Raw genomic sequence first — 12,788 nt, 5'->3', positions numbered from 1 at the left:
TGAATTTTTTGTACCGCTTATCCGATGAGAATTGGCTCTTTAGGATACCGCAGCCTGTGGGCAGGTCTATGACTGCTGATTACCATGATGACAGCAATACTCCCCAGCCTGCCAAGATACATCAGCGCAATGAGTATCGCCTTCGAAAATACACCCAGTTCTGCCGTAATTCCCATGGAAAGACCTACTGTACCAAGGGCAGATAGTACCTCAAAAAGCACGTATTCAGATTCCAGAAGGGGATTCGCAAGAAGCAGCAGAAATGTACAGAAAATACTTGCAATCAGGTAAAATGAAATACTGGAGAAGGCGCACTGCTGCACTTCTTCGGGCAGTCGCCTCTGGAACAAAGATAGATCTCTGCTGCGAAAAATTTGGGAAACGATAGAGAGCAGAACAACAGTGAATGTGGTAACTTTGATACCGCCGCCAGTGGAGCCAGGACCGGCGCCGATAACCATAAGACACATGGTCAGGACTCTGCCCGCCGGCGAAAAATCACTGTAGTCAGAAATCGCAAAGCCTGCTGTTCTCGGGGTAACCGACAAAAATAGAGCGTTCATCCATTTTTCTGCGAGGGAAAGGGAGCGCAGTGTGGTATTGCTTTCTAAGAACAAAAATAAAAGACAGCCGGATATAACCAAAGCTGCGGTACAGGTCAGCATAATTTTGCTGTGCAGGGTGTAGGTGCGGAACCGGAAACGATGGTCGATGAAGTCACGCCAGACGATAAAACCGATGCCGCCTGTGATGATCAGTATAGTAGTGGTTAGAAGCACCAGTGGGTCTTTTGAAAAATGCTGTAAAGATGTACCGGGGGTAAAGATACCCATTAAATCGAAGCCTGCGTTGCAGAACGCGGAGACTGCGTGGAAGATGCTGAACCACAGCCCTTGCGCAGCTCCAAAGAGCGGGATAAAACGAAATGCCAGAGCAATGGCGCCGGCACCTTCGAAGATGAGGGTGCCCAGTGTCATCGTGCGCAGCACCTTGGTAACAGTGCCGATGGTTAGACTGCCCATAGACTCCATCAATGTGGTACGCTGAAAAATGCTGATTTTATGTCCTGAAAAATAAAGAAGCGCCATGGAGAGCCCCATAAATCCAAGACCGCCAATCTGAATCAGAAGCAGAATGATAAGTTGACCCAGAAAATTCCAATGAGTATAAATGTCCATCGGAGAAAGACCGGTGACGCAGGTCGCCGAGGCTGAAGTAAAAAGGCAGTCGATAAAGGACGTGGATTCACCGCTTGTTGTGCAGACCGGCAGACAAAGAACCAGTGCACCTGTCAGAATAATCACGGCAAACCCTGCCGACAAAAGCTGTATAGATGAAAGTTTTCGCATAGGTGCATCATCCTCCTGCCTTATGTTTCATCAATGGATGTAAGGCGGATATCTGCACTGGGCGGGAGGGAATACCCCCCTATATGACAGAATACCGTTTCGTCACATTGATATATTGCATCAGTATGCCCAGATTTGCGTAATAATATGAGAATTTATCTTGTTTTTTCACTTCAATTAGACCGGATTGTACCAGTTTCTTCATATGCTGAGAAATGGTGGCTTGTGCATAGTCGAAATTTGCGACAAGATCTTTGTTGCATACGTTTTCCATGGTTTTGTTGCACTGCATGATGTAGCGGAACAGACGCAGGCGAACGGGATGTGCCAGTGCATCGGACACGTCTGCAATCATTTCGATGTCTTTTTCGTCAAAGTCCTGTTCTTTTCTAATTCTCATAATGAATGTCCTCCAAAGTTTTAGATTGTCAAATACCAATATACAATAAAACGGTCAAAATAGCAAGGAATGTGTCGAAAAAAGGTGGTAGAAACAGATGAAAGGCAGATAAAAGAATTTGTTTTATTGTCTGCTTGTGAATTTACAATTTTTCACGTATACTATAGATACGAGGAGGAGATGGCGAATGGATAAGAAGAGAATCCCTATTGGATTTGAGGATTTTAAAGAGATTAGAGAAGAGAACCTGTATTTTGTGGATAAAACAATGATGATACAGGAACTATTGGATGGCAGCAAAGTGACCTTGCTTACAAGACCGCGCCGGTTTGGAAAAACTTTGAATCTTTCCATGGTACGCCGTTTCTTTGAAGATGAGAGAACGACGGAAGGTGAGAAGATAGATAATCGCGGTCTCTTTGAAGGGCTTGCCATAATGGGAGCAGGAGAAACCTACCTTGCACACATGGGGCAGTATCCGGTGATTACTTTATCACTCAAGTCAGGGAAGCAGGATAATTATGATTTGTCATATACAATGCTGAAACGGCAAATCGTTGCGGAGTTTTCGAGGCACCGGTATGTCCTTGATGGGACAATGGATACCACCCAACGAGATAAATATCAGGCAATTCTTGGAGAAAGCAAGGAACCTGCCCTATATATTGACGCACTGCGTTTTTTGTCAGAGTGTCTGTATCACTATCACGGCAGGGAAGCTGTCATACTCATTGATGAATATGACGTGCCGTTAGAAAATGCATATTTTCAAGGTTTCTACGATGAGATGATTGGATTTATCCGTTCGCTGTTTGAGTCAGCCCTGAAAACCAATCCGTATCTGAAACTGGGTGTGGTAACCGGCTGCCTTAGAATCAGTAAAGAAAGTATCTTTACGGGGCTTAATAATCTGGAAATTCACTCCATTATCAGTCCGAAATACAGCAGCTGTTTTGGCTTTACCGGTGCGGAAGTGCAGAATATGCTGGCATATTATAATCTGGAAGACAGGTTTGAAGAAGCAAAAGCATGGTACGATGGCTATCTGTTTGGAAATACGGAAATCTATAATCCGTGGAGTATTCTCAGCTATGCCAGCAATGCAAAGGCGGGTGCGCAAATCGCAACAAGACCGTACTGGTCAAACACATCGGGCAATGGCATTGTGAAAGAACTGGTTGAAGACGCTGACGATATTACCCGAGAAGAACTGGAAATTCTCATGGACGGCGGAACCATTGAAAAGCCAGTTCATGAAGAAATCACTTATGGAGATATTCACAGTTCCAGAGACAATCTGTGGAACTTCCTGTTCTTTACAGGATATTTGAAGATGAAAAGTCAGAGAATTGAAGGCGAAACCATTTATTTGGAAATGACCATTCCAAATAAGGAAATTCGATCTATCTACAGGCAATCTATTGTCGGGTGGTTCGACCGAAAGATTGAGCGCATAGACAGAAGCCCTCTGATTAAAGCCTTAGAAGATGGCGACTGCGAGGCTGCTGCGGACTTTATCTCTTGCCAGCTGATGGACACTATCAGTTACTTTGACTATGCGGAGAGCTATTATCATGGATTTTTGAGCGGACTTCTGAAGAACACCGGACGCTATTCGATTCTATCCAACCGGGAAAGTGGAAATGGCAGACCTGACCTGATCCTTAAAGAAAAAAAGTTTATGGGCAGAGCAATTATTATAGAATTGAAGGCTGCAAAGACCTTTGCGGAGATGGAAACAAAGTGCGATGAAGCGCTTGCACAGATAGAGACGCAGGGCTATGCAGCACCGCTGATTGCCGATGGCTATAGACCTATATTGAAGTATGGGATTGCTTTGTACAAGAAGGGCTGCATTGTGAAAACAGAGAAATAGAGAAAAGTTTACTGAGCGTGTATATACGTTGTATATATGCGCTTTTTCTTTTGCGTGAATTTCGCCGGAACTGGATTACCAAAAGGTAAAACCTGAGGCGAGTTTTTTACGTTAAGGTGACAAGTCGGTTGGGACAGTAGAGTGGAAAAAGAAGGAATAATCGAAGATAACGTTGAAATTTCAATAATATTTTTCTTCTAGGAGGCATTGGCACGAAAATCGCAATGATGAAGTGAAAAAAGATTCTGACAAGGAGGAATAGTCAATGAAAGTCAAAGAAAAATATCTAAACTTCTACTACGAAACAATTGGGGAAGTATGTGAACCTGAAATCAATCCAAAGAAAACGGCGCTGCTTCTGGTGGACCTGCAAAACGAATTTGTTCGGCGGGATTGCGGCGAAGCGCTGCAGTTTCAGGCGGCAGGGGAATGGGAACGATGGATTCCTTTCCATGACAGACTGGATGAAGTTGTAATTCCTAACAACCAAAAGCTGCTGGAATTTTTCAGAAAGAATAACTTGACGGTGACCTATGGAAGAATCGCCTGCCTGCGGGAAGACGGCGAAGACAGATCACCGGTACAGAAGTCTGAAGGCTGGAATGGTATGCTGCTTCCTGTGAATAGCTATGAAGCGCAGATGATTGATGAGCTGGCGCCGCTTGAGAACGAAATTGTCGTAAATAAGACGACAGACAGCGTGACTACGGGGACCAACTATCTGCAGCTGCTGCAGTTTATGGGCGTGGAAACCGTGATTGTAACCGGAATTGTAACGGATCAGTGTGTTGCGTCTACAGTAAGAGGACTTGCAGATGCTGGTTACAAAGTAATCTGTGTAGAAGATGCATGTGCAGCAGGCAGCATGGAGCTGCATGATGCAGAACTGAAAATTATGAGCGTTATTTACTGCGATGTACTTTCCACGGACGAAACAATTGCACTCATTGAGAAGAACTTATAGCTCATAGGTAACAGGAGAGAAAAATGGAAACACAAGGACTGAGAAAAGAAATAAGACTGTCCGGCATGATTGCTATGGCTGCCGGCGGCATGATTGCAGCGTGGATGGTTGAAATCAAGTACTGGTTTGAAATCGGTGGTGCAGGAGCAGCGCTTTCTTTACTGACATGCGCAATCCTGATTTTACCGCTGGCATTTATGTATACTGAAATGACTTCTATGATGCCCTATGCAGGCGGACAGAATATCTGGATTACAAACGCTTTCGGATTTAACACCGGCTTTGTATCCTGCTGGATGATTATGCTTCTTTATATCATGGCAATGCCTACGGTGTCGATGGGAATTGCCTCTATGCTGGCATACTTATTCCCAATTACAACCACACAAATAAAAATCATTGCAGCGGTGCTGCTGGTGCTCTGGTATTTCTTAACCAACTTTGAATTGAAGCTGCTTACCAAACTGCAGAATGTGTTCTTTTGGAGTACGCTGGTAATTGCCGTTGCTGCGGATGTTATTTTTATTGCAAGTGGAAAGTGGAGCTTTGCAAATCTTGACTGGTTTCCAAACGGAGCCGCTGGGTATACTGCAGGAATCGGTCTTTTAATCATGAAGTTTGTAGGATTTGACCTGATTCCGCAGCTTTCAGAGGAGGCAAACTTTCCGAAAAAGGATATTTGGAAAGCTTTTGTAGGATCTTTAGGTTGTACAGTGCTGGTTTATGGTCTGGCGGTCGTTGCAATCGGAGGTATCGTATCCCTTGACTGGATTAGCGAAGTAAGCATTGTAGACCCTATGGTGGCAGATCATCTGGGACTTCACTGGCTGGGGATTCTTCTCGTCGTTATGGGCGTTTTGACCTGTATTACTACGCTATCCTCCTTCTGGCTCTCTGCTTCCAGAATCCTCTATGGTGCAGCAAAGCAGCATCAGTTTACTGCAAGATTTGCTAAGTTAAACAAGCATGGACAGCCGCAGTTTGCAAATCTAGTTGTAGGCATTTTGTCCATCTACTTTACGATTTTTGCGCCGGAGGCATGGGTAAATTACATATACGTAATTTATGGCGTTGCAGCAGGTGCAGTATATCTGATGGTGACGCTTTCCTTCATGAGAATCAGAAAAACGCATCCTGAGTGGGAAAGACCATATAAAGCGCCTGCCGGCATGCTGCTTGGCGTTATAGGAATCGTATTTTGCATATGGATTCTTTGGACTAATGGCACTGCAATGGGTGCGGCAGAGTGGATTGTACTGGCAGTGTATGCGGCGGTCGGTGTTGTGCTTTGGGGTTATGCAAAGGCAATGCAAAAGAAAAATCCGCTGGATTGGGCGCCGGTTGTATTGAGTCCAGATACAGTCACCAAAGAAGAAGCAAATGAAATCACGCGCTGAGCTGCGGCATGGAGGCTAAGACTGAACCGTTGATATTCCAAAAATAGGAAAAGCAAAATGATAACATAGCCCGGGGAATATCTCGGGCTTATGTTATAATAAATCAAATCATCAAATTGCTGCCAGCTTGAGGTAAGGAGAACCCCATGAGAAAGAGGAAGCGATCACTTACTGTGAACATCATCTTGATTTTTTTAATCTTTAATATCCTTTCTGTTATGATTTTTACTGTATATATGCAGAAAAGCAGTCAGAACGGCGCTATGAAATACGCACAGAGCAGCCTGCTGGAAATGACAAAGGAGAAAGGGAACCTTCTTGCCATTACTTTCGATCGGATTCAAAATAGAGCAGAAGTTATGGGCGTATATATGGAGGAGGCGCTTTCGCAGGATACTTCGGCAGCGCTGAGCAGCCAGTATATGATGACAGAAACCGGCACGATGACTAGAAAAAAGGACAGCACAAAGAGCAGCAGTCAGCAGAGCAATATTATTGTGCCTAACATTGCGCCCTTGTCAGATGAACTGATTTATGAAATCAACGTGACGGAAAGGTTGGACCGTTATTTTGCGCAGATTATAGAAAATGAAGAGGTTTCGTGGTGCTATATTGTAACAAAGGGGAATCTTTTGCGGTGTAGTCCGTATGGTGACCTCAACGCTTTTTTTACCAGTGACCACAGTCAGGTCAGCGATATCTTTTATACACAGGCGACAAATCAGTATAATCCAGATCATCAGGCAATCTGGGCAGGACCTTATTATGATTATCTGGGAACAGGATGGACGATAACCTGTTCCCAGCCGGTATATGATCGAAATGGCGAACTGTTTGGCGTGATTTGTCTGGATCTTTCCATTGAAAAAATGAAAGAGAAGTATTTTACAGAGTTTTCTTTAGGACAGAGCGGAAAATTGTGTTGGATGTCAAATAACGGAGAGGTGTATTACCATACTGATTATGACAGTTTGACTGCAGAGCAGGGTGAAACGCTGGAGAAAAACATTTTTGAAGATGTATTGTCAGAAGAACGGCGAGCGGCGCTGAAAGAAGGCGTTCTCGGCGGTGGTTCGGGAATTAAATACTTTGAGGAAAACGGCGAGCAGCGCATGTTCATCTATTCGCAGGTGGAAGGTGCAGACAGCGTTATTTTTACAGAAATCGGCATAGATGATTTTAGTTCATTTTATACTGTGAATCTGAAAGGCATTATGGTTGTAGTGCTGATCAATCTGATTCTTGCAGTAATTTTTGCGTTGATTTTATATTTTAGTTTTTCAAGACCTATGAAAAGACTTGTAAATCAGGCGCAAAAAATTTCCGAAGGAAATTATTCAACTGTTCAGTTTCAAAAAGAAGAGGCCTGCGGTAATTATGAGATTTGCAAACTCAATGAGGCGCTGCGGATGATGAACGAGAATATTGTCTCTTATACAGAAAGTCTCATCGACAAGAACCGTGAAATTACAGTAATTCTGGACGCCATTGAAGAGACGCTCATGATTGCAGACATAGATGGAACTGTCAACATGCAGTCTAAGGATTTTGTCACGATACCGCGGGATAATTTAAAAAATGGAATTGCAGAAGTGGTAGCGACCGGAAAGCCTTTTTCTGAACAGCAGGTAGTGGACGGAGAAGCATATAGGAATCAGTATTATCCGATTTTAAAGGATAGAGAGGTCATCAAAATCGTAGTGTCCAGAGAGTGTGTTACGAAAACAGTTCTTCAGGAAAAGGAACTTCAGCAGATTGAAAAAATGGCAGGAGTAGGACAGTTGGCTGCTGCAATTGTACATGAACTAAAGAATATTCTTGCGAGGATCAAAGGCGCTGCGTATATTTTAAAACTGACTGAGGCGAAGGAATCGGAGGAAATATTTGCAATTCAAAAAGGGGTCGATGAGGCGGAAGATGTGATCTCAACTCTGCTGGATTTTTCAAAGAGGGACAAAGACGGCAGCGAGATGATACATCTTGGAACTCTGGTAAATCAAATTTTGCTGTTGTCTAAAAAAGAGATTATCGGCAAAGGAATTGTTATAAAAAAAGAAATTGATAAGGAGTTTTATGTAAACTCAAATGGCAGGGAGGCAATAAAAGTTATTCTACAGAATATCATCATAAATGCGATTCAGGCGGTACATTGTGAAGGCGAGATTGTGATTGAGTGCTGTAGGAAGGATGATAACGCATTTATCAGAATTAAAGATAATGGAGATGGTATTAAAGTTATACCAAAGGAAAAGGTTTTTGAACCATTTTTGACAACGAAAGAAAAAGGAACAGGCATCGGACTTTGGATTACCAAACGTCTTGTCGATACATTGGAAGGGGAGATTATACTACGTGAGCCTAAAGACGGCGGCACTGAGTTTATTGTATTAATTCCGGTAGAAAGAAAGGAGGCGTAATATCATGGCACGGGTTATGCTGGTTGATGATGACAGGAAATTGTTGGAACTTTATGAGAAAATCTTTGAACTCAATGGATTTGAAGTTATGCCTTGTGAGAATGGGCATTCTGCGCTAGAGGTTATCGGTAAAGAGGATATCGCTGTGGTGGTTTCTGATATCATCATGCCGAAGATGAATGGTATGGAGCTTTTGAAGCAAATAAAACTAAAATCGCCGGACACAGAGGTCATTATGCTTACTGCTGAAGGATCAATTTCTGGAGCAGTGGAGGCTGTTAAGGAAGGAGCTTTTTCTTATCTGGTAAAACCGGCAGATATTGAGGAATTGATTTCCAATATAAAAAAGGCAGCAGAGCTTTCCAATATTAAGGCTGAGAATAAGACCTTAAAAAACCGGTTAGCTTCCTTTTCGATGGGAAGTGAATTTATCGGTATATCCCCGGCAGCAGAAGCACTCAGAGAGAAAGCTAAAATTGTAGGTAAAACGGATTCTGCGGTATTGATTACCGGAGAGACCGGCACGGGAAAAGAAATTCTGGCAAATATGATACATAGATACAGCAGTCGTGCGGACAAACCTTTCGTATGCGTAAATTGCGGGGCGCTGAATGAGAATCTGATAGAAAGCGAATTGTTTGGCAGTGAAAAAGGCGCTTACACAGGAGCAGAGCGACAGAAAAAGGGTCGTTTTGAAATTGCTAACGGCGGAACAATTTTCTTTGATGAAATCGGAGAGATGAGTCCGAATATGCAAACGCGGCTGCTCAGAGTGCTGCAGGAAAAGACCTTTGAAAGAGTAGGCGGCTATGAGACAATCAGGAGTGACTTCAGGCTAATTGCCGCGACGAACAGAGATTTGAAGAAGGAGATTGAAGAGAATAGCTTTCGCAAGGATTTATACTACAGAATTAATATTATTCCTATTGAGATTCCACCTCTGCGGCAAAGATTGGAGGATATTCCGGTCTTATGTAGCAGCTTCCTGTCCCTTTATGCAAGAGAAATGAATAAGCCGCTGCCTGTCATAGATGAAGAGGTGTTGGAAGTCCTTCAGAAATATGACTGGCCCGGCAATGTGAGAGAACTTCGCAATCTGATAGAAAGAATGGTTGTACTCTCTGGCGAAGGAAGTTTAGATGTGAATGTACTTCCGGAAGAGATAAAGGATATTTTTCAGCAAAGCGAGCCGGATGATTCACTGCGGGGGCAGACGAAATCCTTTGAAAAAGAATACATTATAAAAATCATAAACAAGCATCAGGGCAATGTTGCAAAGGCAGCAGGTGAAATGCAGATTGCCAAGAAGAATCTGTATAAAAAGCTGAACGAATACGGGATAAAGTATAAATAAATTATAGTTGAACTTTTCTGCAAAAAAATTTGCACTTGTGCAGGAAATCGTGTAAAATAGAAGAGAATAAAGCAGGAGGTACGGAGACTTGACCGCAGAGGAATATAAAAAAATACTGGAAGCGCTGATCAATCTCGTAGACATGGGGATTTACGTGGTAGACACAGACGGCGTGGGCATGTTCTATAATCAAATTATGGCGGACATGGAGCAGATTCGCATTGACGATGTCATCGGAAAGCCTTTTGCAAAAGCGTTTCCCGGTGTAAAGCTGGAAGAAAGCACCATGTATCAGGCTTTAAAGAAAAACGTTGAAATCCGTAATAAACAACAGTCATATACCAGCTTATATGGAAAGGAAATCGCAACAATTAACAGCACTGTACCTGTAATCCATGAAGGAAAAACCATTGCAGCTATTGAAGTTGCAAGAGATGTAACCAATATTCGTTCCATGAGCGATACCATTTTGCAGCTGCGGGAAAAAGAGATAAAGCCTAAAGAGGCAAGGCCGAAGCTGAAAAAGTATACTTTTGATGACCTCATCGGAAACAGTTCGCTGTTTACTGCGGTTTTGGAACGGGCAAAGCGGGCGGCAGGCAACGACGCATCGGTATTTATCTATGGGGAAACAGGGACAGGAAAAGAGCTTCTTGCGCAGAGTATCCATTATGCCAGTGCTCGCAGGCAAAATCCGTTTTTGGCGCAGAACTGCGCAGCGCTGCCGGAATCCTTGCTTGAGGGCATCTTATTCGGAACCACAAAAGGCGGGTTTACCGGGGCGATGGATAGAGCCGGGCTCTTTGAACAAGCTAATGGCGGCACTCTGCTGCTGGATGAAATCAACTCCATGCCGTATGATTTACAGAGCAAGCTGCTGCGCGTGCTGCAGGAGGATTATATCAGAAGAGTTGGTGGAAGCAGAGATATTCCCATTGATGTGAGAATTATTGCTACGGTCAACGAACCCCCAGAAAAACTCATAGAAGAAGGCAAACTTCGAAAGGATCTTTATTACCGGCTTAATGTAGTAAATATCTCCATTCCGCCGCTGCGCAGCCGCCTTGAAGATATTCCAGTATTGACAGAAAAACTGCTGGAAAAGCACAATGAACGCTTTGGAAAAGAGGTCTGGATGGTATCGGAACATGCGCTGCAGCGTCTTTGTGATTATAATTATCCGGGCAATGTTCGTGAACTGGAAAATATTATTATGCAGTCGGTCGCTATGGCAGACAGGGAACACGTGCTGACAGAAAAACTGTTGCAGATGCCGATGCAGGTAGATGCAATTGGCGCTGATGTCGAAAAGTGGGATCGGAAAGGTCCGCTTGATCAGTATCTTGATAATTTGGAGAAGGAAATTATCAGAGAGGTAATGATTTCCGAAGGTGGAAATATTTCGAAGACCGCAGAAGCCCTGCATATTAAGCGGCAGACCTTGCAGCATAAATTGAAAAAATATGGGATTAAAGGTTGAGAAAAGGCGCCGGAATGCAAAAATATTTGCATATATAATGCCAAAAAATTTGCATTGTGCCCGCTGAATTAGAAATGCGGTCACTTCAAAATTTAAAAATTTCCGCAATCTGCGAGAGTTATTTAGTGGTTTTTGCACAGAATAAGTGCTGAAAACCACTATTTTTATGAAATTATTGCGGCGAAATTGTATCATGTATACACGGGAATATTTGGCATGGTTGTTGCTTTATATATAGATATCACGCGAAAACGCGTTTCAAAGTCAATTCATATTATAGTAATGATTTATTAAAAGGAGAGAAAAGCAAATGAAAAATGTAAAAGTAATCCTTTGGGGACTCGGCGCTATGGGCGGCGGAATCGGTAAAATGCTGGTAAAGAAGCAGGGTGTTGACATTGTCGGCGCAATTGACATCGGCAACAAATTAGGTAAGAGCCTGTACGAAGTAGTACCGGGCATCGAAAGAGGCGACAGAGAAGATGTTATCGTTGGCACAGCAGAAGAAGTTATCAAACCAGGTGCAGCAGACATCGTAGTAGTTTGCACAGACTCTTTCACTGCAAAAGTGTATGACAAACTGGTTATGGTTATGGAAAACGGCATGAACGTAATTACTTCTGCTGAAGAAATGGCTTATCCGCAGGCACAGGAACCTGAACTTGCTAAGAAGCTGGATGAAATCGGTAAGAAGAACGGCGTAACTGTACTGGGTACTGGTATCAACCCTGGTCTGATTATGGACCTTCTCGTAATCCTGTGGACTGGTGCTTGTGAATCCGTTGATCACATCGTTTCCAGAAGAGTAAACAGCTTATCTCCGTTTGGTCCTGCTGTAATGGAAGAACAGGGAATTGGCGTAGAAGTAGAAGATTTTAACAAGAGAAAAGCAGACGGCACTATGGCAGGTCACGTAGGATTCGCAGAATCCGTTGGCATGATCTGCGATGCGCTGGGCTGGAACCTTGAGAAGTTTGAACAGGATATGGAACCGATCGTGACTGATGTAGACAGAAAATCTCCTTACGGCTTCGCAGCAGCTGGTCAGGTTGCAGGCGTTGCAATGAAGGGCTGGGGAACTGTTGACGGCGAAGTTAAGATTGAAATGGATCATCCGCAGCAGATCGAACCTGAGCAGGTTGGCGTATTCACAGGTGACTACGTAGAAATTAAGGGTAATCCTCCTGTAAACATGGCTAATACTCCGGAAATCGAAGGCGGTATCGGAACTATGGCTATGATCATGAACTGCATTCCGCACGTAATCAACGCAAGACCTGGTCTTAAGACTATGATCGACATTCCAGTTCCTCACGCAATCATGGGCGACATGAGAAATATGATCGAGGAAGACTGCAAACTGGTTAAATAATTAAGACTTGTCTTATTTGTCCACAGCGTTGTCAGTCTCATCGTTCAGTACTTAAATTCACACAAGTACCTCCGTGTTTCGATGACTTGCTGCCTCGCTGTGAACAAAAAATCCAGCGTCTTCTAGGTTACTATGAGAGACGTAAGATAGCTGGCGCAAGCGGCGTCATACTATATAAA

General features: G+C 43.4%; 9 protein-coding genes. 7 read left to right on the top strand and 2 right to left on the bottom strand.

Annotated features, from left to right (window positions below):
• Positions 1–17: 17 nt before the first annotated feature.
• Positions 18–1,349 (bottom strand): potassium transporter TrkG, encoded by a 1,332-nt coding sequence (locus D1155_RS03135; RefSeq protein WP_160200966.1) that lies wholly within the window; start codon positions 1,347–1,349, stop codon positions 18–20.
• Positions 1,350–1,428: 79 nt separating this feature from the next.
• On the bottom strand, positions 1,429–1,749 hold the full coding sequence (locus D1155_RS03130) for a metalloregulator ArsR/SmtB family transcription factor (protein ID WP_160200965.1): 321 nt from the start codon (positions 1,747–1,749) through the stop codon (positions 1,429–1,431).
• Positions 1,750–1,936: 187 nt separating this feature from the next.
• On the opposite strand from D1155_RS03130, the gene D1155_RS03125 reads away from it, so the two are divergent.
• The 7 genes from D1155_RS03125 (at position 1,937) to ord (ending at position 12,609) form a co-directional block, all read left to right on the top strand.
• Positions 1,937–3,625, top strand: a complete 1,689-nt coding sequence (locus tag D1155_RS03125; RefSeq protein ID WP_160200964.1) for an AAA family ATPase — start codon at positions 1,937–1,939, stop codon at positions 3,623–3,625.
• Between the two features lie 265 nt (positions 3,626–3,890).
• Positions 3,891–4,589, top strand: a complete 699-nt coding sequence (locus D1155_RS03120; protein ID WP_160200963.1) for an isochorismatase family cysteine hydrolase — start codon at positions 3,891–3,893, stop codon at positions 4,587–4,589.
• A gap of 23 nt (positions 4,590–4,612) precedes the next feature.
• Positions 4,613–5,986 carry an APC family permease gene (locus D1155_RS03115; protein WP_160200962.1) on the top strand — a complete coding sequence of 458 codons (1,374 nt, stop codon included), beginning with the start codon at positions 4,613–4,615 and terminating at the stop codon, positions 5,984–5,986.
• Between the two features lie 146 nt (positions 5,987–6,132).
• A complete protein-coding gene (locus D1155_RS03110) occupies positions 6,133–8,403 on the top strand; it encodes an ATP-binding protein (RefSeq protein ID WP_160200961.1) in 2,271 nt (756 codons plus the stop codon).
• Between the two features lie 4 nt (positions 8,404–8,407).
• Positions 8,408–9,757 carry a sigma-54 dependent transcriptional regulator gene (locus D1155_RS03105; RefSeq protein WP_160200960.1) on the top strand — a complete coding sequence of 450 codons (1,350 nt, stop codon included), beginning with the start codon at positions 8,408–8,410 and terminating at the stop codon, positions 9,755–9,757.
• An 88-nt stretch (positions 9,758–9,845) separates the two neighbouring features.
• A complete protein-coding gene (locus tag D1155_RS03100) occupies positions 9,846–11,237 on the top strand; it encodes a sigma 54-interacting transcriptional regulator (protein WP_160200959.1) in 1,392 nt (463 codons plus the stop codon).
• A 310-nt stretch (positions 11,238–11,547) separates the two neighbouring features.
• Positions 11,548–12,609, top strand: a complete 1,062-nt coding sequence (gene ord, locus D1155_RS03095; RefSeq protein ID WP_160200958.1) for a 2,4-diaminopentanoate dehydrogenase — start codon at positions 11,548–11,550, stop codon at positions 12,607–12,609.
• Positions 12,610–12,788 lie beyond the last annotated feature (179 nt).

Origin of the sequence: Anaerotruncus sp. 80, from assembly GCF_009936115.1 — a bacterium.
In the GTDB taxonomy this organism is placed as follows: Bacteria; Bacillota; Clostridia; order Peptostreptococcales; family Anaerovoracaceae; genus Senimuribacter; species Senimuribacter intestinalis.
Note: the sequence above shows the minus strand (reverse complement) of the source record. Positions and strands in the feature narration are given on the sequence as shown.

What these genes read in the sequence shown, in the direction of transcription:
- D1155_RS03130 (WP_160200965.1), bottom strand. Translation starts at nt 1,749, where the DNA reads ATGAGAATTAGAAAAGAACAGGACTTTGACGAAAAAGACATCGAAATG.
- D1155_RS03110 (WP_160200961.1), top strand. Translation starts at nt 6,133, where the DNA reads ATGAGAAAGAGGAAGCGATCACTTACTGTGAACATCATCTTGATTTTT.
- D1155_RS03120 (WP_160200963.1), top strand. Translation starts at nt 3,891, where the DNA reads ATGAAAGTCAAAGAAAAATATCTAAACTTCTACTACGAAACAATTGGG.
- D1155_RS03105 (WP_160200960.1), top strand. Translation starts at nt 8,408, where the DNA reads ATGGCACGGGTTATGCTGGTTGATGATGACAGGAAATTGTTGGAACTT.
- ord (WP_160200958.1), top strand. Translation starts at nt 11,548, where the DNA reads ATGAAAAATGTAAAAGTAATCCTTTGGGGACTCGGCGCTATGGGCGGC.
- D1155_RS03115 (WP_160200962.1), top strand. Translation starts at nt 4,613, where the DNA reads ATGGAAACACAAGGACTGAGAAAAGAAATAAGACTGTCCGGCATGATT.
- D1155_RS03125 (WP_160200964.1), top strand. Translation starts at nt 1,937, where the DNA reads ATGGATAAGAAGAGAATCCCTATTGGATTTGAGGATTTTAAAGAGATT.
- D1155_RS03135 (WP_160200966.1), bottom strand. Translation starts at nt 1,349, where the DNA reads ATGCGAAAACTTTCATCTATACAGCTTTTGTCGGCAGGGTTTGCCGTG.